This is a genomic window from Achromobacter sp. 2789STDY5608621, from assembly GCF_001299375.1.
GTDB lineage: Bacteria > Pseudomonadota > Gammaproteobacteria > Burkholderiales > Burkholderiaceae_B > Achromobacter > Achromobacter insuavis.
Genome location: NZ_CYTU01000011.1, coordinates 47,604 through 70,526 on the forward strand (window position 1 = coordinate 47,604; position 22,923 = coordinate 70,526).

At 64.9% G+C, this 22,923-nt stretch carries 30 protein-coding genes; 22 read left to right on the plus strand and 8 right to left on the minus strand.

Translation table 11 applies throughout. The features are described from left to right. Positions 1 to 2: 2 nt before the first annotated feature. From AOZ53_RS13265 to AOZ53_RS13285, 5 genes are read right to left on the minus strand one after another with little or no spacing between them, the layout of a single operon-like run. Entirely contained in the window at positions 3 to 1,013 is a 1,011-nt protein-coding gene (locus tag AOZ53_RS13265; RefSeq protein WP_054430903.1) for a branched-chain amino acid ABC transporter permease, read from the minus strand. Next, positions 1,010 to 1,762, minus strand: a complete 753-nt coding sequence (locus AOZ53_RS13270) for an ABC transporter ATP-binding protein (protein WP_054430900.1) — start codon at positions 1,760 to 1,762, stop codon at positions 1,010 to 1,012. Before AOZ53_RS13270 ends, AOZ53_RS13265 begins: the two co-directional genes overlap by 4 nt. Continuing rightward, complete coding sequence (locus AOZ53_RS13275) at positions 1,759 to 2,529, minus strand: ABC transporter ATP-binding protein (protein WP_054430899.1); 771 nt, start codon at positions 2,527 to 2,529, stop codon at positions 1,759 to 1,761. Before AOZ53_RS13275 ends, AOZ53_RS13270 begins: the two co-directional genes overlap by 4 nt. A gap of 12 nt (positions 2,530 to 2,541) precedes the next feature. Further along, positions 2,542 to 3,714, minus strand: coding sequence for a substrate-binding domain-containing protein (locus AOZ53_RS13280; RefSeq protein WP_054430898.1), 1,173 nt, complete (start codon positions 3,712 to 3,714; stop codon positions 2,542 to 2,544). A 14-nt stretch (positions 3,715 to 3,728) separates the two neighbouring features. Next, complete coding sequence (locus tag AOZ53_RS13285; protein ID WP_054488172.1) at positions 3,729 to 4,625, minus strand: alpha/beta fold hydrolase; 897 nt, start codon at positions 4,623 to 4,625, stop codon at positions 3,729 to 3,731. A gap of 165 nt (positions 4,626 to 4,790) precedes the next feature. Between AOZ53_RS13285 and AOZ53_RS13290 the strand changes: the two genes are divergently transcribed. After that, complete coding sequence (locus tag AOZ53_RS13290; RefSeq protein WP_054430896.1) at positions 4,791 to 5,750, plus strand: AraC-like ligand-binding domain-containing protein; 960 nt, start codon at positions 4,791 to 4,793, stop codon at positions 5,748 to 5,750. A 72-nt stretch (positions 5,751 to 5,822) separates the two neighbouring features. Here the strand turns inward: AOZ53_RS13290 and AOZ53_RS13295 are convergent, their stop codons facing one another. Both AOZ53_RS13295 and AOZ53_RS13300 read right to left on the minus strand, forming a co-directional pair. Next, positions 5,823 to 7,973 carry a metallophosphoesterase gene (locus AOZ53_RS13295; protein WP_054430895.1) on the minus strand — a complete coding sequence of 717 codons (2,151 nt, stop codon included), beginning with the start codon at positions 7,971 to 7,973 and terminating at the stop codon, positions 5,823 to 5,825. Positions 7,974 to 8,173: 200 nt separating this feature from the next. Continuing rightward, positions 8,174 to 9,601: an NAD-dependent succinate-semialdehyde dehydrogenase gene (locus AOZ53_RS13300; protein ID WP_006389621.1), complete on the minus strand. Its 1,428-nt coding sequence runs from the start codon at positions 9,599 to 9,601 to the stop codon at positions 8,174 to 8,176. Positions 9,602 to 9,787: 186 nt separating this feature from the next. On the opposite strand from AOZ53_RS13300, the gene AOZ53_RS13305 reads away from it, so the two are divergent. The 19 genes from AOZ53_RS13305 to rplQ all read left to right on the plus strand — a co-directional run bounded on the left by AOZ53_RS13305 (position 9,788) and on the right by rplQ (position 19,949). Beyond that, a complete protein-coding gene (locus AOZ53_RS13305; RefSeq protein ID WP_054430894.1) occupies positions 9,788 to 10,552 on the plus strand; it encodes an aspartyl/asparaginyl beta-hydroxylase domain-containing protein in 765 nt (254 codons plus the stop codon). A 356-nt stretch (positions 10,553 to 10,908) separates the two neighbouring features. Next, complete coding sequence (gene rplN, locus AOZ53_RS13310; RefSeq protein ID WP_006216531.1) at positions 10,909 to 11,277, plus strand: 50S ribosomal protein L14; 369 nt, start codon at positions 10,909 to 10,911, stop codon at positions 11,275 to 11,277. An 11-nt stretch (positions 11,278 to 11,288) separates the two neighbouring features. Then, on the plus strand, positions 11,289 to 11,609 hold the full coding sequence (gene rplX, locus AOZ53_RS13315) for a 50S ribosomal protein L24 (protein ID WP_006389623.1): 321 nt from the start codon (positions 11,289 to 11,291) through the stop codon (positions 11,607 to 11,609). Between the two features lie 12 nt (positions 11,610 to 11,621). After that, on the plus strand, positions 11,622 to 12,161 hold the full coding sequence (gene rplE / locus AOZ53_RS13320) for a 50S ribosomal protein L5 (protein ID WP_006389624.1): 540 nt from the start codon (positions 11,622 to 11,624) through the stop codon (positions 12,159 to 12,161). 12 nt (positions 12,162 to 12,173) lie between these two features. Continuing rightward, on the plus strand, positions 12,174 to 12,479 hold the full coding sequence (gene rpsN / locus AOZ53_RS13325; protein WP_006227037.1) for a 30S ribosomal protein S14: 306 nt from the start codon (positions 12,174 to 12,176) through the stop codon (positions 12,477 to 12,479). A gap of 10 nt (positions 12,480 to 12,489) precedes the next feature. Continuing rightward, the gene (gene rpsH / locus AOZ53_RS13330; protein WP_006392029.1) at positions 12,490 to 12,885 is read left to right on the plus strand and encodes a 30S ribosomal protein S8; all 396 of its coding nucleotides are present in this window, start codon (positions 12,490 to 12,492) and stop codon (positions 12,883 to 12,885) included. Positions 12,886 to 12,897: 12 nt separating this feature from the next. Next, entirely contained in the window at positions 12,898 to 13,431 is a 534-nt protein-coding gene (gene rplF, locus AOZ53_RS13335; RefSeq protein WP_006392028.1) for a 50S ribosomal protein L6, read from the plus strand. Between the two features lie 21 nt (positions 13,432 to 13,452). Then, complete coding sequence (gene rplR / locus AOZ53_RS13340; RefSeq protein WP_006389627.1) at positions 13,453 to 13,818, plus strand: 50S ribosomal protein L18; 366 nt, start codon at positions 13,453 to 13,455, stop codon at positions 13,816 to 13,818. A 15-nt stretch (positions 13,819 to 13,833) separates the two neighbouring features. Beyond that, entirely contained in the window at positions 13,834 to 14,355 is a 522-nt protein-coding gene (gene rpsE, locus AOZ53_RS13345; RefSeq protein ID WP_006389628.1) for a 30S ribosomal protein S5, read from the plus strand. Between the two features lie 3 nt (positions 14,356 to 14,358). Continuing rightward, positions 14,359 to 14,544: a 50S ribosomal protein L30 gene (gene rpmD / locus AOZ53_RS13350; protein ID WP_006216520.1), complete on the plus strand. Its 186-nt coding sequence runs from the start codon at positions 14,359 to 14,361 to the stop codon at positions 14,542 to 14,544. Positions 14,545 to 14,553: 9 nt separating this feature from the next. Beyond that, entirely contained in the window at positions 14,554 to 14,994 is a 441-nt protein-coding gene (gene rplO, locus AOZ53_RS13355) for a 50S ribosomal protein L15 (RefSeq protein ID WP_006389629.1), read from the plus strand. A 14-nt stretch (positions 14,995 to 15,008) separates the two neighbouring features. After that, positions 15,009 to 16,334 carry a preprotein translocase subunit SecY gene (gene secY, locus AOZ53_RS13360; protein ID WP_006389630.1) on the plus strand — a complete coding sequence of 442 codons (1,326 nt, stop codon included), beginning with the start codon at positions 15,009 to 15,011 and terminating at the stop codon, positions 16,332 to 16,334. 7 nt (positions 16,335 to 16,341) lie between these two features. Further along, positions 16,342 to 16,560 (plus strand): translation initiation factor IF-1, encoded by a 219-nt coding sequence (gene infA / locus AOZ53_RS13365; RefSeq protein ID WP_003806927.1) that lies wholly within the window; start codon positions 16,342 to 16,344, stop codon positions 16,558 to 16,560. A gap of 34 nt (positions 16,561 to 16,594) precedes the next feature. Then, entirely contained in the window at positions 16,595 to 16,708 is a 114-nt protein-coding gene (gene rpmJ, locus AOZ53_RS33400) for a 50S ribosomal protein L36 (protein WP_003806928.1), read from the plus strand. 43 nt (positions 16,709 to 16,751) lie between these two features. After that, positions 16,752 to 17,117, plus strand: coding sequence for a 30S ribosomal protein S13 (gene rpsM, locus AOZ53_RS13370; RefSeq protein WP_006389632.1), 366 nt, complete (start codon positions 16,752 to 16,754; stop codon positions 17,115 to 17,117). A gap of 15 nt (positions 17,118 to 17,132) precedes the next feature. After that, complete coding sequence (rpsK, locus tag AOZ53_RS13375; protein WP_006216516.1) at positions 17,133 to 17,534, plus strand: 30S ribosomal protein S11; 402 nt, start codon at positions 17,133 to 17,135, stop codon at positions 17,532 to 17,534. 11 nt (positions 17,535 to 17,545) lie between these two features. Continuing rightward, positions 17,546 to 18,169, plus strand: coding sequence for a 30S ribosomal protein S4 (gene rpsD / locus AOZ53_RS13380; RefSeq protein WP_006389633.1), 624 nt, complete (start codon positions 17,546 to 17,548; stop codon positions 18,167 to 18,169). A gap of 213 nt (positions 18,170 to 18,382) precedes the next feature. Continuing rightward, positions 18,383 to 19,369, plus strand: a complete 987-nt coding sequence (rpoA, locus tag AOZ53_RS13385) for a DNA-directed RNA polymerase subunit alpha (protein ID WP_006216514.1) — start codon at positions 18,383 to 18,385, stop codon at positions 19,367 to 19,369. Between the two features lie 187 nt (positions 19,370 to 19,556). Further along, complete coding sequence (gene rplQ, locus AOZ53_RS13390; protein ID WP_006389635.1) at positions 19,557 to 19,949, plus strand: 50S ribosomal protein L17; 393 nt, start codon at positions 19,557 to 19,559, stop codon at positions 19,947 to 19,949. A 102-nt stretch (positions 19,950 to 20,051) separates the two neighbouring features. Here the strand turns inward: rplQ and AOZ53_RS13395 are convergent, their stop codons facing one another. After that, positions 20,052 to 20,489, minus strand: coding sequence for an HIT family protein (locus tag AOZ53_RS13395; RefSeq protein ID WP_006389638.1), 438 nt, complete (start codon positions 20,487 to 20,489; stop codon positions 20,052 to 20,054). Positions 20,490 to 20,608: 119 nt separating this feature from the next. On the opposite strand from AOZ53_RS13395, the gene cutA reads away from it, so the two are divergent. Together cutA and dsbD are read left to right on the plus strand one after the other, a co-directional pair. Further along, positions 20,609 to 20,956 carry a divalent-cation tolerance protein CutA gene (cutA, locus tag AOZ53_RS13400; protein WP_054430893.1) on the plus strand — a complete coding sequence of 116 codons (348 nt, stop codon included), beginning with the start codon at positions 20,609 to 20,611 and terminating at the stop codon, positions 20,954 to 20,956. Positions 20,957 to 20,988: 32 nt separating this feature from the next. After that, positions 20,989 to 22,830: a protein-disulfide reductase DsbD gene (dsbD, locus tag AOZ53_RS13405; RefSeq protein ID WP_054474539.1), complete on the plus strand. Its 1,842-nt coding sequence runs from the start codon at positions 20,989 to 20,991 to the stop codon at positions 22,828 to 22,830. Positions 22,831 to 22,923: the final 93 nt, after the last annotated feature.

The following is a 22,923-nucleotide window of genomic DNA, read 5'->3' on the forward strand; positions in this document are numbered from 1 at the left end:
TCCTAGCGATTCGTGACCGGATACACGCCCTGCGGGCGCCACAGCAGGATGGCGACCATCAGCGCGATGTTCGAGAACAGCGCGGCCTTGGGCATCAGGAAGCCGGTGTAGTTGGCCATCAGCCCGACCAGCAGCGCGCCGATCAGGCAGCCCACCGTCGAGCCCAGTCCGCCGATCATGATGACGATGAAGATCAGCACGTTCACCTGCGCGCCCAGCTGCGGCACGATGGATTGCTGGTACAGCCCCCACAGCACGCCGCCCAGGCCGGCCAGCATCGAGCCGGCCACGAACACGCCGACGAACAGATGGCGGATGCGGTAGCCCAGGCTCTCGACCATCTCGCGGTCCTCGACCCCGGCGCGGATCAGCAGGCCGAGCTTGGTGCGGTTCAGCAGCCACAGCATGCCGCCCAGCACCGCCAGGCCCACCACCAGCGCGACGATGCGGAATTTCTCGATGGCGGCGTCGCCGACCAGCAGCGCGCCGCGCAACGCCTCGGGCAGGGGCAGCGACAGCGTCTGCGGACCCCACAGCATCTTGATGATCTCTTCGCCGATGATCATGCCGCCCATGGTGATGAGGATCTGCTTGAGGTGCTGGCCATAGACCGGCCGCACGATCACGCGCTCGAACGCCACGCCCACCGCGCCGGCCACCAGCATGCCGACGATCATGGCGGGCAGCACCGCGGCCAGGTTCAGCCACAGGCTGCCGGTCTGGGTCCAGTCGGACATCGCGCCGAGCACCGTGGCCGCCATGTAGGCGCCGATGGCGATGAACAGGCCGTGGCCGAAGTTCAGCACGTCCATCAGGCCGAACACCAGCGTCATGCCGGAGGCCACGATGAAGATGATCATGCCCATCGCCAGGCCGGCGAAGGTCAGCGTCACCCAGGTCGAGAACGAGCCGACCAGCGGCAGCGCGATGGCGGCCAGCGCCAGCACCAGCAGCGCCGGGCGCAGATCGGCGCGGGTCTGCGGCAGCGGCGTATCGATATCGGCGGCGCTCATTGGTGCGCTCCCAGCGACAGGCCCAGCAGGCGGGTCTGCAGCGCGTCGTCGTGCGCCAGCTCGGCCATGCCGCCGGCGTGCACCACCCGGCCGTTGTCCATGACCGCGACGTGGTCGCCCACCTGGCGCGCGAAATTGAAGTTCTGCTCCACCAGCAGGATGGTGGTGGAGGCCTGCTTGAGTTCGATGAAGGCGTCGATCATGTTCTGGATGATGGCGGGCGCCAGGCCCTTGCTGGGCTCGTCGACCAGCAGCAGGCGGCGCGGCTCGATGATGGCGCGCGCGACCGCCAGCATCTGCTTCTGGCCGCCCGACAGCTTGCCGGCGGGGTACAGCCAGAATTTGCGCAGCGCGGGGAAGAAGCCGAAGATCCATTCCAGCCGCGCGGTGTCCAGCTGCGCGGCGCTGCGCGCCTGGCGCGCGGCCAGCAGGATGTTCTCTTTCACCGACAGGTCGGCGAAGATGCCCATGTTCTCCGGCACGTAGGCGATGCCCTGGCGCGCCATGTCGGGCGGCGAGGTGCGCACGCCCGGGCCGCCGACCGCGGCGCCGTCAAAGCCGATGTGGCCCTGCGTGGCCTTCCACAGGCCCATGATGGTGCGCAGCGTGGTGGTCTTGCCGGCGCCGTTGCGGCCCAGCAGCATGGTGACGCCCGCGGCCGGCACCGACAGGTCCACGCCGTGCAGGATGTGATACGCGCCGATGTGCGTGTGCACGTCCTTCAGTTCCAGCAAGGTGGCCGCGCTCATGTCGTCTTCTCCGGCAGGGCGGCGCCCAGGTAGGCCTGCTGCACGATCGGCGAGGCGATCACCTCGGCGGGCTCGCCGTCGGCCATCAATTCGCCGTTGTGCAGCACCACGATGCGGTCCGCCAGTTCGCGCACCACGTCCATCTTGTGCTCCACCAGCAGGATCGTCTTGGACGCGTCGGCCTTGATCTCGCGGATCAGGTCCAGCACCACGGGCACGTCATCCACGCTCATGCCGGCGGTGGGCTCGTCGAACATGAACACCTGCGGCTCCAGCGCGATCAGCATGGCGATCTCGAGCTTGCGCTGGTCGCCGTGCGGCAGGTCGGCCGCGGCCTGGCCGCGGCGGGCCGTCAGGCGGGTGCGTTCGAGCAGCGCGTCGGCGCGCGCCAGCAGCGCCCGGTCATCGTCCCAGGTGCGCCAGAAGCGGATCTGGCGCCAGCCCAGACCCTGCTGGCGCGACTGCAGCGCCAGCCGCACGTTCTCGCGCACCGACAGGCGCGGGAACAGCTGCGTCAGCTGGAAGGCGCGCCCCAGGCCGGCATGCATGCGCGCCGGCGCCGACAGACCGGTCAGGTCGCGGCCGTTCAGGTGCACCGAGCCGGCGCTGGCGCGCAGCTGCCCCGAGATCAGGTTGAAATAGGTGGTCTTGCCCGCGCCGTTGGGCCCGACGATGGCCGTCAGGCTGCCCGGCGCGAAGCGGCAGCTCACCGCGTTGACGGCCACGTGGCCGCCGAAGCGGATCGTGAGCGATTGGGTTTCCAGCATGAAGGGCAGGGCTCAGCGTTTGTTCTGGATCGGCACCGCCATCTGGTCGGGCGTGATTTCCTTGACCAGATCCTGCACCGCCCACGGCACCGAGGCGTCGTTCTTGATGCGGAAGTGGTACATCGACTGCATGGCCTGGTGGTCTTCCGGGCGGAAGGTCATCTTGCCCTTGGGCGTGTCGAAGCTCATGCCTTCCATCGTCTTGATGAGCGTGTCGGTGTCGCTCTTGCCGGCGCTCTTGTTCAGCGCCGTCACGATGGCGATGGCGGCCGACATGCCGCCGGCGGTGAAGAAGTCCGGCGGCTGGCCGTAGCGCTTCTGGTGCTCGGCCACCAGCCAGTCGTTGATCGGGTTCTTGGGGATGCCGTAGTAGTAATAGGTCGCGCCTTCCATGCCGGCCAGCGACTTGAGCGGCGTCATTGCGGCTAGCGTGTTGCCGCCGGTGGCGATCTCGATGCCGAAGCGCTTGGGGTCGAGATCGGCGATCTTGAATGGATTGCCGGCGCCGGCCCACAGGATGAAGATGATCTTGCGGCCCGGCTTGTCCTTGAGCGCGTCGAACAGGCGTTGCGCGCCAGCGGTGAAGTCGGTGGCGTTGGCCGGCAGGTATTCCTCGTGCACGATCTTGGCCTGCTTGAGCGCGCCCTTGAAGGCCTTGACGCCGTCGCGGCCGAACGCGTAGTCCTGCGCCAGCATGGCGATGGACGTATCCGGCTGGTCGAAGGCGACGGCGTTGGCGATGGCGTCCTGCGACGAATTGCGGCCGGTGCGGAAGATGTACTTGTTCCACTTGTCGCCGGTGATCGAGTCGGCCACCGCCGGCTCCACCAGCAGGATCTTCTCGTATTCCTCGGCGATCGGCAGCATGGCCAGCGCCACGCCCGACGAGGTCGGCCCCACCGCGATGTCGGCGTTGTCATCGGCGTAGGCCGAGGCGAGCTGGGCGCGGGCGACGTCGGGCTTGCCCTGGTTGTCCTTCTCGATCACGCGGATCTTGCGTCCGGCCACCGTCATGGTGCCCTGCGTGGCGTATTCCAGGCCCAGCATCAGGCCGTTGTGGGTCTGCTTGGCATAGGCCTCCAGCGGCCCGGTCTTGTCGTAGACGTGCGCCACGACGAAGTCCTTGGCCATGGCGGCCGAACTCAGGCACAGGCCGGCCAGCGCGGCGAGCAGGATGCGTTTCATGGGAGTCTCCTTGTTCAGAGGGCGCCGGCGGCTGCGTCGGCGGCCGGCGTGGCGAGAAATTGGCGGACGGCGTTGATCTGCGGCGCGACGTTCAAGGCCGGCGCATGGCCGCAGTCCGGGAAGTCGATGCGCTGAGCGCGCGGGCCGCGGCGGGTCATGGCCTCGGCGACCTCGGGCAGCAGCAGATCGGAATCGGCGCCGCGCAGCAGCAGCAGCGGCATGCGCAGGCTGTCGTATTCGGCCCAGCGTTCATAGTCCGCCGGGTGGTGGTGGAACTGACCGACGATGGCCGGATCGTAATGTGCCGTGACGCGGCCGTCGGGCAGGCGGCGCACCGAGGTCTCGGCCATGCGGCGCCATTGCTCGTCGCTCTGCCAGCCATACGGCTTGTAGGCGGCGCGCAGCCAGGTCTCCAGTTCGGTGACGGTGTCGAAGGCCGGCGGATTGCCGGCATAGGCCAGGATGCGGTCGATGGCCGGCTGCGGCAGCGACGGCCCGATGTCGTTGACCACCAGGTGCGTGATGCGGTGCTTGAGCGTGGTGGCGGCGGCGTACATGCCGGTGGCGCCGCCCATCGAGGTGCCGACCCAGCGCACCCGGTCCAGCCCCAGGCCGTCGAGCAGGGCGCGCGCCAGCCGCGCGTAGAAGTCCAGCCGGTACTCGGCCACCGGATCGGGGCTCCATTGCGACAGCCCGCGCCCGATCGTGTCGGGGCAGATGATGCGGTAGTCGCCGGCCAGCGCCTGCGCCAGCTCGTCGAAGTCGCGGCCGGTCCGGGCCAGGCCGTGCCACATGATGAGCGCGGGGGCGTCCGGACGGCCCCATTCGGTGTAATGCAGCTCGCGGCCTTCGCAGCGCAGATAGCGCGAAGCCGGCGTGTGGCGAGCGGCCTGTGCGGGCGCGTTGGCCATGCGTCTCCTCCCGGGTTGTCCAGGTTGTATGCTTGTGGCGCTGACTATAGACTTGCGCAAGGCGCGGCCACAATGCGCCGGACCACCCGCGGCAGGGTGAGTCAAGAATATGTAGACGCAGGGTCACGAGCCCCCGCCGACCCCCGCGAACCAGGAGACCGCGCCATGCCCGACACGGAATTCGCCACTTCGGCCATCGCTGGCGCCGAGCGGTACGAGCAATGGCGCGCGGCCCTGTCGGATGCCTTCGGGCCGTTCGAGGTGCACCATGGCCAGGCCGGCCAGTTCGCCGGTCACGTGCGCTACGTGCGGCGCGCCAGCCTGCAGTTCAACGACCTGCACTATCAGGGACAGAAGATCGAGCGCACCGCCGGCAATGCCTCGCGGCTGGACCAGGAGTTCTACACCTTCGGCCTGCCGCTGGCCGGGCCGCTGGCCGTGGTGCAACAGGGCCGCGAGTTCCAGGTCGAGCCCGGCTGCGTCTACCTGATGAACCAGAGCCTGCCTTACCAGGCCACCGCGCTCGGCGCCGACGGCTACCGCAGCCTGAGCGTGTCGTTCCCGCGCAGCGCGCTGTCGCAGCGCGATTCGCGCATCGGCCCCTTCTACAAACTGCGCGTCGACGACGGGTCGCCGCGCGGCGCGATGCTGGCCAGCTACATGGACCACCTTTTCAAAGGGCTGGACGGCTGGTCGCCGGCCGAGGCGGCCGAGCTGGGCGAACGGCTGATCGACCTGATCGTGCTGTTCCTGGTGCAGCCGGGGCAGGGCCACGCCTCGGAAGCCGACAGCAGCGTGACGATGGCGCATCGCCAGCGCGCCATGGCCTACATCCGCCAGCACCTGGCCGACCCGGCGCTGTCGCCGCAGCGGGTGGCGCAGGGCTGCGGCCTGTCGGTGGCCTACCTGCACCGCATCTTCCAGGCGGGCGACCTGTCGGTGGAAAGCTTCGTCTTCGACCAGCGCCTGGAGCGCTGCCGCGAACTGCTGCTGAACCCGGCGCAACGCCACCGCGGCATCGCCGAGCTGGCGTATCAGGCCGGCTTCGCCCATCCCTCGCATTTCAGCCGGCTGTTCAAGCGCCGCTTCGGCGTGTCGCCGCGCGAATGGCGCGCGCGCGGCTAGGTTCGCGCCGCGCAATGAAAAAGGCCCGCTCGCGCGGGCCTTGTCGCATCGGGCCGGCGGCCCGCGGTTCGATCAGAACGGCGACGGCGTGGTCGACAGGTTGACCAGGCTGTTGGTCTTCAGGTCCAGGCGGATGTGCTCGGACGGCAGGCCATCGGCCAGCTTCAGCATGATCGCCATCAGCGGCTTGAAGCGCGCCTTGAACATGTCGGCCGGGGTATTGGCGTCGCTGACCCGGTCGCCGTTCATCTGCATGCTGGCGTTGGTCTGGCTCAGGGCCTGGGCCAGCAGCTTGTACTGGCTGGCGCGCTGCGCCGGGATGTCGGCGTAGGCCAGGTCGCCGGCGTTGGCCAGGCGCACGAAGTCGCCCGCCATGTCCAGCGCCTTCCACTTGGCGAAGTCGGCCAGCTGCATGCCGTTGGCCTGCGCCAGCGCCCGGGCGCGGGTGGTGGCGTCGGCCATGTCGCCGGCGAAGGCCGGGTTGCTGGCGGTCGGGCCGCCCGCGACGTACAGGCAGTTGAAGAACTCGGGCGTCAGCTGGGCGCGGTCGCCGGTGTTCTGCAGTTCGCCCAGCGTCACCGAAGTGCGCAGCTGCGACAGCACCAGCAGGTCGGCGCCGGTCAGCGGGCTCTTGACCAGCTCGCGCATTTCGCAGCGCCAGTCATCGTTCAGCAGGCGCAGGCGCACCAGTTCGCTCATGTAGCGGTAGTTGAAGTCGCCGTAGTCCTTGGCATCCAGGATCGACACGTCCCAGCGCGGCGGCACGTTGTAGGCGTGCTCGGCGCGGTACAGGTCGAACAGTTCGTCAAAGCGCGGCACCTTGTCCAGGCGGATGGTCTGCAGCTCGATCTGGTCGGCGCCCTGCATCGTCATCAGCTTGTATGCCGGCACGTAGGCCGCCATCGACGGCGCCTGGATGTTGAACAGCGCCTTGTCGCCGCCGTAGTTGCGCGACGCGGTGTCGTTGAAGTGCATGTGGCCGCCCACGTGCACCTTCAGGCCGGTGTCGGCCAGCGCGCGCGTGGTGTTCTCGGCCGGGCGGCGCACCATCTGCATCTTGTTGGCGCCCAGCAGCGCCTCGATGTCATCGGACGCGCCGTTGAAGAACTCGGTCATCGGGAAATGGCTGAACGCCACCACCTGCTTGCCCTGCGCCTTGCCGCGCGCCACCACATCGGCCAGCCACTTGATGACGTGCGCCTTGTGCGTGAGCATCTTGTTGTAGCCCTGGTCGCCCGAGCCGGTGAAGTCGTTGGCGCCGTTGCCGGTCGGCACGTAGACGTTGGCGTCGATGCCGACCAGCCACACGCCCTTGACCGGCTCGACCACGTACGAGGTGTCCGGCACCATCTTGCAGAAGGTGTAGTTGGCCGGCTTGTTCGGGCCGCCGGTGCCTTGCGCGCAGATCTCGTACTGGCGGTTGATCCAGCTGGCCTGCGACAACGCGGTGTTGTAGTTGTAGTCCTCGTACTTGTAGCTGCTGTACGGGGTCTCGTAGTACAGGTATTCGGGCTTGGGCATGAAGCCGTGCTGGGTCAGGGCGTCGGTGATGCCCGCGTAGCCCATGTGCAGCACTTCCTCGGTGCAGTAGGTATCGCCCACGCGCGCCCAGTCGCCGGCATAGGGCGTGCTGCAGGCGGCGTTGCCGCCGCGGCTGTAGATCGGCTGCGAGAAGCCGATGTCGCCGGTCACCGGATCGAGGCCCAGGTAGTCGCTCTTGCCGTTGGCCTGGTTGAAGGGCCGCACCGGGTCATGGTTGCCGGGGGCGGCGAAGAACTGGATGCCATGCTTGCGCGTGTACTCGTCCATGATCTTGACCAGGCCGCGCATGTGCACCGGCTGGCCGTCGTCGGAGAAGTCGCCGGGCAGGGCGATGTACTTCACGCCGCGCGCCACCGCGTCGTCCAGCGCGGCCAGGAAGGCGAAGTAGTTCTCGTTGAACAGGCGCGTCGACGTCAGCTGCGCGTACATCGTGCGGATGGTGGCGTTGTCGCCGCGCTTGGGGTTCGGGATGCCCGGGAACGAGCCGTCCTTGAAGTCCGCGTAGATGTCGTGGAAGTGGATGTCGGGCATGAACGCGACCTGGATCGCGGCCGGCTGTACCACCGGCGTTTCGGCGGTCGGCGATTTGTCGTCGTCATCCTTGTCGCCACCACAGGCGGCCAACAGACCCATGAGCGCGGCCGCGCCCAGCGCGCGCGCGCTTTGCTGATATCGATGCATTGTGCTTCTCTGATTGGAACGGATTTTTCTTCAGGCGCGTTTTCCCTGTTCCTGGGAGGTGCCGCCCGCGAGTGAGGCGCAATCCTCGCCGGCCAGGATTACAGCAACATGAAAGAATGGCGCCAAAGTGAGAAACAATCGCGCGGCGAGGGCGAAAAAAAAGCCCCTTGCGGGGCTTTTCGGGACTGATGCAACAGCGATCAGATGTGCGTGATGAACTTGGTGACCAGGTAGCCATCGAACGTTTCGAGGCCGCCTTCGCTGCCGATGCCGCTGTCCTTGATGCCGCCGAACGGCGTCTCGGCCAGCGCGCTGCCGAAGTGGTTGATGTTGACCATGCCGGCTTCCAGGCCGTTGGAGACCTTGGTGGCGGTCTGCAGCGAGTTGGTGAAGACGTAGGAAGACAGGCCGAACGGCAGGCTGTTGGCGCGCGCCAGCACTTCATCGGTGTCGGTGAAGCGGACCACCGGCGCCACCGGACCGAAGGGCTCTTCGGTCATCAGCATGGAGTTGTCGGGCAGGTCGGTCACGACCGTGGGGGCGAAGAAGAAGCCCTTGCGGTCCAGCGGGCCGCCGCCCACCACCACCTTGCCGCCATGCTTCTTGGCGTCGTCGATGAAGGCGCTCATGGCGGGCACGCGGCGCTCGTGCGCCAGCGGGCCCATGTCGGTGCCGGCTTCCAGGCCGTCGCCGACCTTGATGTTCTTGAGCACGTCGGAGAAGCGCGCCAGGAACTGTTCGTAGGCGCCGTTCTGCACGTAGAAGCGGGTCGGCGAGACGCACACCTGGCCGGCGTTGCGGACTTTGAACTTGGCCAGCATGGTGGCGGCGCGGTCGATGTCGGCGTCGTCGAACACCAGCACCGGCGAGTGGCCGCCCAGTTCCATCGTGACGCGCTTCATGTGCGCGCCGGCCAGCGCGGCCAGCTGCTTGCCCACCGGCACCGAGCCGGTGAACGAGACCTTGCGCACGATCGGCGAACGGATCAGGTAGTCGGAAATCTTGGCCGGTTCGCCCCAGACGATGTTCAGGCAACCCTTGGGCAGGCCGGCGTCGTGGAACATGCGGGCGATCGCCATGACGGCGCTGGGCGAGTCTTCCGGACCCTTCAGCACCACCGTGCAGCCGGCGCCGAGCGCGGCGGCGATCTTGCGGATGGCCTGGTTGTAGGGGAAGTTCCAGGGCGTGAAGGCGGCGCAGACGCCGATCGGCTCGCGCACCACGATCTGGCGCACGTCGGGGTTGCGCGGCGGGATCACGCGGCCGTAGATGCGGCGGCATTCCTCGGCGTGCCAGTCGGCGTGCTCGGCGCAGGAGGTGACTTCGCCGATGGCTTCGGCCAGCGGCTTGCCCTGGTCCAGCGTCATGTTGCGGCCGATTTCCTTGGCGCGCTCGCGCGACAGGGTGGCGACCTTGCGCAGGATGGCCGAACGATCCATGGGAGACGATTTCTTCCAGGATTCGAACGCGCGCTGGGCGGCGGCTAGCGCACGGTCCAGATCCGCTTCGGTGGCGTGAGGCAGCTGGCCGAGCACTTCCAGCGTGGCCGGGTTGATGACGTCCTGGGTGCGCCTGCCCTCGCCGGCGACGAATTCGCCGTCGATATACAGCGCCAACTGTTCATACATGCCTGTCTTTCCTTGCGAAATAGGAGTGGGTAGCGATCGCAATCGCCCGTGCCAGTCTAAACCAGCTTGTCCGCCGCGGGGAGGTCCAATCCCCGCCGCCGGCTAGGAGCCAATGGCCGGTACTTGCGCCCCGGGGGCGCCATGGACAAAATGGTGCATCTTTGGCTGTCTATATAGATAACTATTGTGCAACCCGTCGATACGCGTCCGCCCAGCCAGCCCAGTGTCTATTCCCGCGTCTTTTTCCGTTTCATCGATTGGTTGCGCCACCGTATCGCGCAGTCCTCCCTGGTGGGCGACCACCCGATCTTCCAGAACAGCCAGTTCCCCTGGATCGCCCGCCTCGAGGCCCAGGCGCCCGCCATCCGCGCCGAACTGATGGCCCTGCTGGCCGAGCGCGAGCAGCTGCCGTCCTTCCATGAACTGTCCCCGGATGTTGGCATGATCACCTCCGACGACCAGTGGAAGACCTTCGTCTTCATGGGCTACGGCCTGCGCTCGGACCGCAACCTGGCGCGCTGCCCAGCCACCGCCCGGGCGCTGCGCGAGATTCCCGGCCTGCGCACCGCGTTCTATTCGATCCTCGAACCGGGCAAGCGCATTCCCCTGCACACCGGCCCGTACAACGGAGTCCTGCGCCTGCACCTGGGGCTGCTGGTGCCGCAGCCGGCGGAACGCTGCTGGATCGAGGTGGGCGGCGAGCGCTACCACTGGAAGGAAGGCCAGGCCGTGGTGTTCGACGATCTCTACCCGCACCAGGTGCACAACGACACGGACGGCACCCGCGCGGTGCTGTTCATCGACTTCGAGCGTCCCTGCCGGGCGCCGATCCGCTGGCTCAACCGGCTGGTGCTGATGGCGGCGCCGTTCACCGACGAGATCCGGCGCGGCAAGGCCAACCACGACGCCTGGGAGCGCAACTACTACCGAAATAAAACGGGGTCAGACTAAATCGACCCCCGGGAGGGTGGAAAAGAGACAGTTGTCCACAGGCACTGTCGCGTATTTGCTCACTCTCTCAACAAAGGCCTTGCGCTCAAAATCTAACCAGGATAGAATGGTCAGCTTTCCCAGATTGTCGATTGGCCAGGAACTAGCCGGGCCAACGTGTTGGGGGAATACCCGCAGGATTTCAACCCAGGGTCGTTGCGTTGCCACCAGTTGATGGCGTTCGATGCGAAAGCTCGATGCGCCAGCCAGCAATAAAGCAGGGCGGCTGACCTGACGGGACCAAAACTGGCAGGAATTGCAGTGTTCCCTTTTTTGGGGAAAACCGTATTTCCAGTTAAGTTGGAACAGGAAAAATCATGATCCAAATGCAGACCACGCTGGACGTGGCCGATAACACTGGTGCGCGTCATGTCATGTGCATTAAGGTGCTCGGTGGCTCCAAGCGCCGTTATGCCGGTATCGGCGACATCATCAAGGTGAGCGTCAAAGATGCGGCTCCGCGCGGACGCGTCAAGAAAGGCGAAATTTACAATGCCGTGGTGGTTCGTACCGCCAAGGGCGTGCGCCGTAAGGACGGTTCGCTGATTCGTTTCGGTGGCAATGCCGCCGTGTTGCTCAATGCCAAGCTGGAGCCCATCGGCACCCGCATCTTCGGACCCGTTACGCGTGAACTGCGTACCGAGAAGTTCATGAAGATCGTGTCGCTGGCCCCGGAAGTGCTGTAAGGAGCCCTACGATGAACAACATTCGTAAAGGCGACGAAGTCATCGTCCTGACCGGCCGCGACAAGAAGCGTCGCGGTACCGTGCTGGCGCGCGTCGATGCCGACCACGTTCTGGTCGAAGGCGTCAACGTCGTCAAGAAGCACGTGAAAGCCAACCCGATGGCCAACAACCCGGGTGGCATCGTCGAAAAGACCATGCCGATCCACATCTCGAATGTGGCGCTCTTCAACCCCGCTACCGGTCGTGGCGACCGCGTCGGCGTGCAAGAAGTCGAAGGCCGCAAGGTTCGCGTGTTCCGTTCCAATGGTGCCGTTGTCGGCGCCAAGGCGTAAGGGGCGATAGACATGTCTCGTTTGCAAGATTTCTACAAGAGCAAGGTCGCTGGCGACCTGCAGGCCAAGTTCGGCTACAAGAGCGCCATGGAAGTGCCGCGCATCACCAAGATCACCCTGAACATGGGTGTCTCGGAAGCCGTCGCCGACAAGAAGGTCATCGAGCACGCTGTCTCGGACCTGACCAAGATCGCTGGCCAAAAGCCTGTCGTGACCAAGACCAAGAAGGCTATCGCCGGTTTCAAGATCCGCGAAAACTACCCGATCGGTTGCATGGTCACGCTGCGTGGTCAACGCATGTACGAATTCCTGGATCGCCTGGTGGCGGTTGCGCTGCCTCGCGTGCGCGACTTCCGCGGCATCTCGGGTCGTGCTTTCGACGGCCGTGGCAACTACAACATCGGGGTGAAAGAGCAGATCATTTTCCCCGAAATCGAGTACGACAAGATCGACGCGCTGCGTGGGCTGAACATCAGCATCACCACCACCGCGAAGACCGACGAAGAAGCCAAGGCGCTGTTGACGGCCTTCAGCTTCCCGTTCCGTAACTAAGGGGCTGATGACGTGGCTAAACTTTCCCTCATCAATCGCGACATCAAGCGCGCCAAGCTGGCTGACAAGTTCGCTGCCAAGCGCGCTGAGTTGAAGTCGATCATCGACGACCAGTCGAAGACCGACGAAGAACGTTACCAAGCTCGGCTGAAGCTGCAACAGCTGCCGCGCAATGCCAACCCGACGCGTCAACGTAACCGTTGCGTGGTCACCGGTCGTCCGCGCGGTGTGTTCCGCAAGTTCGGCCTGACGCGCCACAAACTGCGTGAAATGGCGATGAAGGGTGAAATCCCCGGCATCACCAAGGCCAGCTGGTAGGAGAACGAATATGAGCATGAGCGATCCCATCGCCGATATGCTGACCCGCATTCGCAATGCGCAGCAAGTGGACAAAGTTACGGTGAACATGCCCTCCTCGAAGCTGAAGGCGGCCATTGCCGCTGTGCTGAAGGACGAAGGCTACATCGACAGCTTTGAAATCAAGGGCACCCAGGCCAAGCCTGAGCTCGAGATCACCCTGAAGTACTACGCTGGCCGTCCGGTCATCGAGCGCATCGAACGTGTTTCGCGCCCCGGTCTGCGTATCTACAAGGGCCGTACCAGCATTCCTCAGGTCATGAACGGCCTGGGCGTGGCTATCGTGTCGACCTCGCGCGGCGTCATGACCGACCGTAAGGCTCGCGCCAACGGCGTCGGCGGCGAAGTGCTGTGCTACGTGGCCTAAGGAGAAATTCGAATGTCACGTATCGCTAAGTATCCGGTCGACCTGCCCAAGGGTGTCGAAGCTGACATCAAGCAGGATCAGATCACCGTCAAGGGCCCGCTGGGCTCCCTGACCCAAGCCCTGACTGGCGACGTCACGGTCGCGTTGGACAACGGCAAGCTGACGTTTGTTGCCGCCAACGAAACCCGCCACGCCAACGCCATGTCGGGTACCGTGCGCGCGCTGGTGGCCAACATGGTCAACGGCGTGAGCAAGGGATTCGAGCGCAAGCTGAATCTGGTTGGCGTGGGTTACCGCGCCTCGATTCAAGGCGACGCCGTTAAGCTGCAGCTCGGTTTCTCGCACGACGTTTTGCACAAGTTGCCGGCCGGTATCAAGGCCGAATGCCCCACCCAGACGGAAATCGTCATCAAGGGCTCCAACAAGCAAGTCGTCGGCCAGGTGGCCGCTGAAATCCGCGCGTACCGCGAACCCGAACCCTACAAGGGCAAGGGCGTGCGTTACTCGGACGAACGCGTCGTCATCAAAGAAACCAAGAAGAAATAACGGCGCACGCAAGGACGAATCATGGACAAAAAAGTTTCCCGTTTGCGTCGTGCGGTTCCTACCCGCCGGAAGATCAACGAGCTGCGCGTTCATCGCCTCTCGGTTTTCCGCTCGAACCAGCACATCTACGCCAATATCATTTCGCCGGAAGGCGATCGCGTTCTGGTCAGCGCCTCGACGGTGGAAGCCGAAGTGCGCGCCCAGCTGGCTGGTCAGACCGGCCAAGGTGGCAACAAGGCCGCCGCTTCGCTGGTTGGCAAGCGCGTGGCCGAAAAGGCCAAGGCTGCCGGTATCGAACTGGTCGCTTTCGATCGCTCGGGCTTTCGTTACCATGGCCGCGTGAAAGCGCTGGCCGACGCCGCGCGTGAAGCCGGCCTGAAGTTCTAAGCGAGGATCTGTCAAATGGCTAAAGTACAAGGCAAGAACGCCGCGGAAAAAGAGAACGATGACGGCCTCCGCGAAAAGATGATCGCGGTCAACCGCGTGAGCAAAGTGGTCAAGGGTGGTCGCACCATGAGCTTTGCCGCGCTGACCGTGGTTGGCGATGGCGATGGCCGCGTCGGCATGGGCAAGGGCAAGGCGCGTGAAGTGCCGGTGTCGGTTCAGAAGGCTATGGAACAGGCCCGTCGCGGCATGTTCAAGGTGGCCCTGAAGAACGGCACGCTGCACCACACCGTGGTCGGCAAGCATGGCGCCGCCACCGTGCTGATTTCGCCCGCTGCTGAAGGTACCGGCGTCATCGCCGGCGGCCCGATGCGCGCTATTTTCGAAGTGATGGGTGTGCGTAACGTGGTTGCCAAGAGCCTGGGCTCGAGCAACCCCTACAACATGGTTCGCGCCACGTTGAACGGCCTGCGCGCCTCCCTGACCCCGGCGGATGTTGCTGCTAAGCGCGGCAAGACCGTCGAAGAGATCCTGGGGTAAATCATGGCTCAGAAGCAGATCAAAGTGACCCTCGTGCGCTCCGTGATCGGTACCAAGCAATCGCACCGTGACACGGTTCGCGGTCTGGGCTTGGGCCGTATCAACAGCAGCCGCGTGCTGGTCGATACGCCCGAGGTGCGTGGGATGATCCGTAAGGTGGATTATCTCGTTTCCGTCTCGGAAGCCTAAGGAATCACCATGTCGGATATGCAACTTAATTCGCTGAAGCCCGCCGAGGGCAGCAAGCACGCCAAGCGCCGCGTCGGCCGTGGCATCGGTTCGGGTCTGGGTAAGACCGCCGGCCGTGGTCACAAGGGTCAGAAGTCGCGCTCGGGCGGTTTCCATAAGGTTGGCTTCGAAGGCGGTCAAATGCCGCTGCAGCGTCGCCTGCCCAAGCGTGGTTTCACCCCGCTCGGTCAGCACCTGTACGCCGAAGTCCGTCTGTCGGACCTGCAAGCCGTGCCCGTCGACGAAATCGACGTGCAAGTGCTGAAGGCGGCTGGCGTGATTGGCCAGGCGGTTCGTTACGCCAAGGTCATCAAGTCGGGTGAACTCTCGCGCAAGGTCGTGCTCAAGGGCATTACCGCGACGGCCGGCGCTCGCGCCGCCATCGAAGCCGCGGGCGGCTCGCTTGCTTGATCACGAGGTGACGAGTGGCTAACGCGCAGGCATTGGGTAAAACCGGAACGCGGTACGGCGACCTCAAGCGCCGCCTCGTGTTCCTGGTGCTCGCCCTGGTGGTTTACCGTTTGGGTACACACATCCCCGTTCCGGGTATCAACCCGGACGCGCTGGCGGACTTGTTCCGTCAGAACCAGGGCGGGATCCTGGGCCTGTTCAACATGTTCTCGGGCGGGGCGCTCTCGCGCTTCTCGATTTTTGCCCTGGGGATCATGCCGTACATTTCGGCATCCATCATCATGCAGTTGATGTCGGTGGTGGTGCCGTCGCTGGAAGCGCTCAAGAAAGAGGGCGAGGCCGGCCGTCGGAAGATTACCCAATACACCCGCTATGGCACGGTCGTGCTGGCGCTGGTGCAGGCTGTGGGCATTTCGGTTGCGCTTGAGTCCCAGCAGGGACTTGTGATCGATCCGGGCATGCTGTTTCGCTTCACGACCGTCGTGACCCTGGTCACCGGCACCATGTTCGTCATGTGGCTGGGTGAGCAGATCACGGAACGCGGTCTCGGTAACGGGATTTCCATCCTGATCTTCGCAGGTATCGTTGCGGGTCTGCCCGCGGCGCTGGCTGCACTGTTGGACCTGGTTCGCACCAACGCGATGTCCGTGCTGTCGGCACTGTTCATCGTGGCCCTGGTGGTGCTGGTTACCGCTTTTGTGGTGTTCGTGGAACGCGGACAGCGCAAGATCACGGTGAACTACGCCAAGCGTCAGGTCGGCAACAAGGTCTACGGTGGTCAAAGCTCGCACCTGCCGCTGAAGCTGAACATGGCCGGGGTGATTCCGCCGATCTTCGCGTCGTCGATCATCCTGTTCCCGGCAACGATCACGAGCTGGTTCTCCAGCAGTGAGAACATGCGCTGGCTTAGCGACCTGGCTGCGGCCCTGTCGCCTCGTCAACCGCTCTACATCACGCTGTATTCGGTCGCGATTATTTTCTTCTGCTTTTTCTACACGGCTCTGGTGTTCAACAGCCGCGAAACGGCGGACAACCTGAAGAAGAGTGGTGCGTTTGTTCCGGGCATCCGTCCGGGCGAACAGACGGCCCGCTACATCGACAAGATCCTGATGCGTTTGACGCTCGCAGGTGCCATCTACATCACGTTGGTGTGCCTGTTGCCGGAATTCTTGGTGATGCGGTGGAACGTCCCCTTCTACTTCGGTGGTACGTCTCTGTTGATTATTGTGGTGGTGACGATGGATTTCATGGCGCAGGTCCAGGCCTACATGATGTCTCACCAGTACGACTCGTTGCTCAAGAAGGCTAACTTCAAGGGCGCGGGTTTGCCGATGCGGTAAGCAAAAGATGTCCAAGGACGACGTCATTCAGATGCAAGGCGAGGTTCTTGAGAACCTCCCGAACGCGACATTTCGCGTCAAGCTCGAAAACGGCCACGTGGTGTTGGGCCATATTTCCGGCAAGATGCGTATGCATTACATCCGGATCCTGCCGGGTGACAAGGTCACAGTGGAGCTCACGCCCTATGACCTGACGCGAGCCAGGATTGTTTTCCGCTCCAAGTGAGCGAAACCGGATTACGGAAAATTAGGAGTCAACCATGAAAGTAATGGCATCGGTTAAGCGGATCTGCCGCAACTGCAAAGTTATCAAACGTCACGGCGTGGTGCGCGTTATCTGCACCGACCCGCGTCACAAGCAGCGTCAAGGCTAACTCGGGTTAGCGACTACGCAACGGATTTATTCAAGGAACAGTCATGGCCCGTATTGCTGGCATTAACATTCCGCCGCATCAGCACGCCGAGATCGGCCTGACCGCCATTTTTGGCATCGGTCGTACGCGCGCTCGCAAGATCTGCGAAGCGGCTAACGTCCCGTTTGACAAAAAGGTCAAGGATCTGAGCGACGCTGAACTGGAACGCGTCCGTGAACACGTTGGTGTGTTCACGGTCGAAGGTGACCTGCGTCGTGAAGTGCAGCTCTCGATCAAGCGTTTGATCGACCTGGGAACCTACCGCGGCATGCGCCACAAGCGCGGCCTGCCCGTGCGCGGCCAGCGCACTCGCACCAACGCCCGGACCCGCAAGGGCCCGCGTCGTGCTGCTGCGTCCCTGAAGAAATAATCGAGGAACTGGATTATGGCGAAAGCTTCCACCAGCGGCGCTTCGCGCGTGCGCAAAAAGGTCAAGAAGAACGTCTCGGACGGCATCGCGCACGTTCACGCTTCGTTCAACAACACCATCATCACCATCACCGACCGTCAGGGCAACGCTTTGTCGTGGGCCACGTCGGGCGGTGCTGGCTTCAAGGGTTCGCGTAAGTCGACCCCGTTCGCCGCGCAGGTCGCCGCTGAAACGGCCGGCCGTGTCGCGCTGGAATACGGCATCAAGACGCTGGAAGTGCGTATCAAGGGCCCCGGCCCCGGCCGTGAATCGTCGGTCCGCGCGCTGAACGCGCTGGGCATCAAGATCTCGTCCATCGCCGACATCACGCCCGTTCCGCACAACGGCTGCCGTCCGCCGAAGCGTCGTCGTATCTAAAGGGAATCCACATGGCACGTTATATTGGACCCAAATGCAAGCTCTCGCGCCGCGAGGGTACTGACCTGTTCCTGAAGAGCGCCCGTCGCTCGCTGGATTCCAAGTGCAAGCTGGATTCCAAGCCTGGCCAACACGGCCGCACTTCGGGTGCCCGCACTTCCGACTACGGCCTGCAGCTGCGCGAAAAGCAAAAGCTCAAGCGCATGTACGGCGTGCTGGAAAAGCAATTCCGCAAGTACTTCGCTGAAGCCGAGCGTCGCCGTGGCAACACCGGCGAAACGCTGATCCAGCTGCTGGAATCGCGCCTGGACAACGTCGTCTACCGCATGGGCTTCGGCTCGACCCGCGCCGAAGCTCGCCAGCTGGTGAGCCACCGCGCCATCGAGCTGAACGGCCACACCGCCGACATCGCTTCGATGCTGGTCAAGGCTGGCGACGTCATCTCGATCCGTGAAAAGGCCAAGAAGCAAGGCCGTATCAAGGAATCGCTCGACCTGGCCACCAGCATCGGCATCCCCCAGTGGGTGGAAGTCGACACGACCAAGCTGACCGGCACGTTCAAGTCGGCCCCCGATCGCGCTGACGTCGCTCGCGACATCAACGAATCGATGGTCGTCGAACTGTACTCGCGTTAATCACGCCTGCCGGCGCCTCCTTCGCAAGGTGCTGGCACGCTGGTTTCGCGACCGGTTTGCAAGTCTCGCAGCAGCCCGCTTTCCGCCATTCGGCGGGGCGGGCTTTGCGGTAAGTATCGGGCGGCTTTTTGCGCTGCCCGCGTTTCACGTTTCAACCTGTCCATCAGCCTTATCGGTGTAACGAGCCGAGGGTATTGAAAAGGAACACAGTACATGTCCACTCAAGGTTTCCTGAAGCCGCGCTCCATTGAAGTCGAACCGGTCGGCACCCACCATGCCAAGATCGTGATGGAGCCGTTCGAGCGCGGCTACGGCCATACGCTGGGCAACGCCCTGCGCCGCATCCTGCTGTCTTCGATGACCGGCTACGCGCCGACCGAAGTCCAGATGACGGGCGTGGTGCACGAATACTCGACCATCCCGGGCGTTCGCGAAGATGTCGTCGACATCCTGCTGAACCTGAAGGGCGTGGTCTTCAAGCTGCACAACCGTGACGAAGTCACCCTGGTCCTGCGCAAGACCGGCGCCGGCACCGTGCTGGCCAGCGACATCGAGCTGCCGCACGACGTCGAGATCATCAACCCCGGCCACGCCATCTGCAACCTGACGGACGCGGGCAAGCTGGAAATGCAGATCAAGGTCGAAAAGGGCCGCGGCTACGTGCCGGGCAACGTGCGCGCGCTGTCGGAAGACCGCACCCACACCATCGGCCGCATCGTCCTGGACGCCTCGTTCAGCCCGGTCCGCCGCGTCAGCTACGCGGTTGAAAGCGCCCGCGTGGAACAGCGCACCGACCTGGACAAGCTGGTCCTGGACATCGAAACCAACGGCGTCATCTCGCCCGAGGAAGCGGTGCGCCAGTCGGCTCGCATCCTGATGGACCAGATCTCGGTCTTCGCCGCCCTGGAAGGCGCTGGCGATTCGTACGAAGCCCCGGTCCGCGGCACGCCGCAGATCGACCCGGTGCTGCTGCGTCCGGTCGACGACCTGGAACTGACCGTGCGTTCGGCCAACTGCCTGAAGGCCGAAAACATCTACTACATCGGCGACCTGATCCAGCGCACCGAGAACGAACTGCTCAAGACCCCGAACCTGGGTCGCAAGTCGCTCAACGAGATCAAGGAAGTCCTGGCCGCACGCGGCCTGACGCTGGGCATGAAGCTCGAAAACTGGCCCCCGCTGGGCCTGGAGCGTCCGTAAGTCTTGCAGGGTGGCGCCCCTCTCGCAGGGGCGTTTCCCGCGGCGCCCGGCCTCACCGCCGGGCGGTTTGCGAAACCGTCGTAAAATGCACCGTTTTCCACCGGACCGCGGCCTGATTGCAGGTTGATAGAAGAGCCGGATAACCCGATGGCGGAAACGCCTTCATTAGATTCAAAGGATACTTATCATGCGTCACGGTAATGGCTTGCGTAAGCTCAACCGCACCAGCAGTCACCGTCTTGCCATGTTCCGCAACATGGCCGTTTCGTTGATCACCCACGAAGCCATCAAGACCACGCTGCCCAAGGCGAAAGAACTGCGCCGCGTCATCGAACCCCTGATCACGCTGGGTAAAGAACCCACCCTCGCGAACAAGCGTCTGGCTTTTGCCCGTCTGCGCGATCGCGACGCCGTGGTGAAGCTGTTCGCCGAAATCGGCCCGCGCTACGCGGCCCGCAACGGCGGCTACACCCGCGTGCTGAAGATGGGTTTCCGTCAAGGCGACAACGCTCCCATGGCTTTCATGGAGTTGGTCGACCGTCCGGAAGTCGATGAGGCCGCTGAGGACAGCGCCGAATAAGTTTCGGTGTCTAGATAAGCGACAAGGGCGGGTCTTCGGACCCGCCCTTGTTTTTTTGCGCGACGCTTGCGGATCGCCCAGACGGCGCAGGCGGGCCGATCGCTACGAGGCGTGCAGTTCCCCCCGCAATTGCGCGGCGGTGGCCGCCAGGGCCTCCTGGGGCGCCTGCGGCGGCATGCGGAAGGTCAGGTCCTGCTGCTCGATGTACTGGGTCGAGGTCACGTCCTGCGGATGGTGCATGGGGATCACGTGCGCATGGGTGTGCGCCACGTGGATGCCGGTGAAGGCGAAGCCGACGCGGTCCACGCCGTAAAGCCGCTTCATGTGGCGCCCCAGCTTCTGCCCCAGGTTGACGATGTGGCCGGCCAGGTCGGCGGGCATGTCCTCGTAGTAGGGATAGTGCTGCTTGGGGATGATCAGCGTGTGCCCGGGGCGCACCGGCTGGATGTCCAGGAAGGCCATCAGGCGGTCGTCTTCGTGGATGATGTGGGCCGGGATCTCGTGGCGGGCGATGCGGCAGAACAGGCAGTTGTCGGACATGCTTGTCTCGGTGGGATGGGGTGCGCGATGGCCACGGGTCTGATTGTCGGCGGACGCGGGCGGCGATACCGATAAAATACCCCGAGTTACATCCCACACGGGTATTCCCAGGAGGCTCCATGTTGCGCGATGACGACGTCGTGCTGGTCATCAGCAATGCGCCGGACCTGTTGCTGGCCAAGCGCATCGCCCACGTGCTGGTCGAGGATGGCCTGGCCGCCTGCGTGAACCTTGGCGCGCCGGGCCTGTCCATCTACCAGTGGCAAGGCGAGGTGGAAGGGGCCGAGGAAATCCCCATCCACATCAAGACCACCTACGCGCGCCACCAGGCCGTGGTCCAGGCCCTGGCGCAGATGCATCCCTACGACGTGCCCGAAATCATCGTGCTGCCGGTCATCGGCGGCGCTGCGCCCTATCTCGACTGGGTGCGCCAGCAAACGGCCGTCGTGCAGAACAAGAGAGACTGATGTTGCAACCCGCGGTCCGAACCGGCGCACCGATGCGTGCCTTTTTCCCCAAGCTGTTGGCGCTGCTGGCCGTGGCCATGCTGTGGCTGGCCTGGAACGCGCCGGCGCGCGCCGAGGCCGAGTTCCTCGAGCCTGAAAAGGCGTTTGTCTTCAGCGCGGCGATGGCCACGCCCGATACCGTCGAGCTGCGTTTCCGCGTGGCGCCGGGCTACTACATGTACCGCGAGCGCTTCGGCATCAGCATCAGCCCGCTGGGCGCGGCCACGCTGGGCGAGCCGGTCTATCCCAAGGGCGACGTCAAATACGACCCGACCTTCGAGAAGGACATGGAGGTCTATCACCAGGACGTGGTGATCCGCGTGCCGGTGACGCCTGGCGGCCAGCCGTTCACGCTGACGCTGACCGGCCAGGGCTGCGCCGATGCCGGCCTGTGCTATCCGCCGATGGACAGCAGCGTGAAGCTGACGCCGGTGGCGGGCGGCTACGCGCTGGCGGGCAGCGGCGGCGCCTCGGCCGCGCCGGCGGCTTCGGGCGGTGGCCTGAGCGCGCTGGTGAACGCGGGCGACACCGGCCTGGCCGATGCCCTGGGTGGGCTGGGCTGGATCAAGACGGCCGGCGTGTTCCTGGTGCTGGGCCTGCTGCTGGCGTTCACGCCCTGCGTGCTGCCCATGATTCCCATCCTGTCCTCGATCGTGCTGGGCGGCGCCAGCCAGGAACGTCCGACGCGCGGCCGCGGCCTGGCGCTGGCGGCGACCTACGTGCTGGGCATGTCGGTGGTCTACACCGCGCTGGGCGTGGCCGCCGGCCTGAGCGGCGCGGGCCTGGCCGCGTGGCTGCAGACGCCGTGGATCCTGACGTTGTTCGCGATCCTGCTGGCGGTGCTGGCGCTGGCGATGTTCGATGCCTTCACCTTCCAGATGCCGTCCGGCATCCAGGCGCGGCTGGCCGAGCGCTCGTCGCGCATTCCCGGCGGCCGCTATACCGGCGCCTTGCTGATGGGCGCGCTGTCGGCGCTGATCGTCGGGCCGTGCGTGGCCGCGCCGCTGGCGGGCGCGCTGCTGTATATCTCGCAGACCGGCGACGTAGTGCTGGGCGGCTCGGCCCTGTTCGCGATGGCGTGGGGCATGGGCGTGCCGCTGCTGATCGTCGGCGCCTCGTCGGGCGCGCTGCTGCCCAAGGCGGGGCCGTGGATGGATGGCGTCAAGCGGCTGTTCGGCATGCTGCTGCTGGCGACCGCCTGGTGGATGCTGATTCCGGTGGTGCCGACCTGGGTGCAGATGACCGGCTGGGCCTTCCTGGCGATCGTCGGCGCGGTGATGCTGCGCGCGTTCGACGCGCTGCCGGCCGGCGCCGGCTCGGCGCGCATGTTCGGCAAGGGCATCGGCCTGTTGCTGGCCCTGGCCGCCGCCGCGTGGCTGATCGGCGCGGCCAGCGGCGGCCGCGACGTGCTGCAGCCGCTGTCGCACTTCGCTTCCGGCGGCCCGGCCGCGGCCGGCGCCGCGGCGCATGCCGGCGAAGTGCAGTTCAAGCGGGTGCGCAACAACGCCGAACTGGATGCGCTGCTGGCGCAGAGCCAGCAGCCGGTGATGCTGGACTTCTACGCCGACTGGTGCGTGTCGTGCCGCGAGATGGAGCGTTTCACCTTCACCGATCCGGGCGTGGCGCAACGCATGGCCGGCATGCTGCTGGTGCAGGCCGACGTGACCGCCAACAATGCCGACGATCGCGCGCTGCTCAAGCGCTTCCGCCTGTTCGGCCCGCCGGGGATCATGTTCTTCGAACCCGGTGGCAAGGAACTGCCGGAGGCCCGCGTGGTGGGCTTCCAGGACGCCAAGCGTTTCACCGAGTCGCTGGACCGCGTGCTATTGCGCTGAGCGGCGGCCGGCCGCTACCATGAGGGCTCGCGCCGCGTGGGCGGCGCCTCCACTCCCTCAGGCCGGCGCCCGTGACGTCTCCGACAGTCGATG

What these genes read in the sequence shown, in the direction of transcription:
- AOZ53_RS13265 (WP_054430903.1), bottom strand. Translation starts at nt 1,013, where the DNA reads ATGAGCGCCGCCGATATCGATACGCCGCTGCCGCAGACCCGCGCCGAT.
- AOZ53_RS13270 (WP_054430900.1), bottom strand. Translation starts at nt 1,762, where the DNA reads ATGAGCGCGGCCACCTTGCTGGAACTGAAGGACGTGCACACGCACATC.
- AOZ53_RS13275 (WP_054430899.1), bottom strand. Translation starts at nt 2,529, where the DNA reads ATGCTGGAAACCCAATCGCTCACGATCCGCTTCGGCGGCCACGTGGCC.
- AOZ53_RS13280 (WP_054430898.1), bottom strand. Translation starts at nt 3,714, where the DNA reads ATGAAACGCATCCTGCTCGCCGCGCTGGCCGGCCTGTGCCTGAGTTCG.
- AOZ53_RS13285 (WP_054488172.1), bottom strand. Translation starts at nt 4,625, where the DNA reads ATGGCCAACGCGCCCGCACAGGCCGCTCGCCACACGCCGGCTTCGCGC.
- AOZ53_RS13290 (WP_054430896.1), top strand. Translation starts at nt 4,791, where the DNA reads ATGCCCGACACGGAATTCGCCACTTCGGCCATCGCTGGCGCCGAGCGG.
- AOZ53_RS13295 (WP_054430895.1), bottom strand. Translation starts at nt 7,973, where the DNA reads ATGCATCGATATCAGCAAAGCGCGCGCGCGCTGGGCGCGGCCGCGCTC.
- AOZ53_RS13300 (WP_006389621.1), bottom strand. Translation starts at nt 9,601, where the DNA reads ATGTATGAACAGTTGGCGCTGTATATCGACGGCGAATTCGTCGCCGGC.
- rplN (WP_006216531.1), top strand. Translation starts at nt 10,909, where the DNA reads ATGATCCAAATGCAGACCACGCTGGACGTGGCCGATAACACTGGTGCG.
- rplX (WP_006389623.1), top strand. Translation starts at nt 11,289, where the DNA reads ATGAACAACATTCGTAAAGGCGACGAAGTCATCGTCCTGACCGGCCGC.
- rplE (WP_006389624.1), top strand. Translation starts at nt 11,622, where the DNA reads ATGTCTCGTTTGCAAGATTTCTACAAGAGCAAGGTCGCTGGCGACCTG.
- rpsH (WP_006392029.1), top strand. Translation starts at nt 12,490, where the DNA reads ATGAGCATGAGCGATCCCATCGCCGATATGCTGACCCGCATTCGCAAT.
- rplF (WP_006392028.1), top strand. Translation starts at nt 12,898, where the DNA reads ATGTCACGTATCGCTAAGTATCCGGTCGACCTGCCCAAGGGTGTCGAA.
- rplR (WP_006389627.1), top strand. Translation starts at nt 13,453, where the DNA reads ATGGACAAAAAAGTTTCCCGTTTGCGTCGTGCGGTTCCTACCCGCCGG.
- rpsE (WP_006389628.1), top strand. Translation starts at nt 13,834, where the DNA reads ATGGCTAAAGTACAAGGCAAGAACGCCGCGGAAAAAGAGAACGATGAC.
- rpmD (WP_006216520.1), top strand. Translation starts at nt 14,359, where the DNA reads ATGGCTCAGAAGCAGATCAAAGTGACCCTCGTGCGCTCCGTGATCGGT.
- rplO (WP_006389629.1), top strand. Translation starts at nt 14,554, where the DNA reads ATGTCGGATATGCAACTTAATTCGCTGAAGCCCGCCGAGGGCAGCAAG.
- infA (WP_003806927.1), top strand. Translation starts at nt 16,342, where the DNA reads ATGTCCAAGGACGACGTCATTCAGATGCAAGGCGAGGTTCTTGAGAAC.
- rpmJ (WP_003806928.1), top strand. Translation starts at nt 16,595, where the DNA reads ATGAAAGTAATGGCATCGGTTAAGCGGATCTGCCGCAACTGCAAAGTT.
- rpsM (WP_006389632.1), top strand. Translation starts at nt 16,752, where the DNA reads ATGGCCCGTATTGCTGGCATTAACATTCCGCCGCATCAGCACGCCGAG.
- rpsK (WP_006216516.1), top strand. Translation starts at nt 17,133, where the DNA reads ATGGCGAAAGCTTCCACCAGCGGCGCTTCGCGCGTGCGCAAAAAGGTC.
- rpsD (WP_006389633.1), top strand. Translation starts at nt 17,546, where the DNA reads ATGGCACGTTATATTGGACCCAAATGCAAGCTCTCGCGCCGCGAGGGT.
- rpoA (WP_006216514.1), top strand. Translation starts at nt 18,383, where the DNA reads ATGTCCACTCAAGGTTTCCTGAAGCCGCGCTCCATTGAAGTCGAACCG.
- rplQ (WP_006389635.1), top strand. Translation starts at nt 19,557, where the DNA reads ATGCGTCACGGTAATGGCTTGCGTAAGCTCAACCGCACCAGCAGTCAC.
- AOZ53_RS13395 (WP_006389638.1), bottom strand. Translation starts at nt 20,489, where the DNA reads ATGTCCGACAACTGCCTGTTCTGCCGCATCGCCCGCCACGAGATCCCG.
- cutA (WP_054430893.1), top strand. Translation starts at nt 20,609, where the DNA reads ATGTTGCGCGATGACGACGTCGTGCTGGTCATCAGCAATGCGCCGGAC.
- dsbD (WP_054474539.1), top strand. Translation starts at nt 20,989, where the DNA reads ATGCGTGCCTTTTTCCCCAAGCTGTTGGCGCTGCTGGCCGTGGCCATG.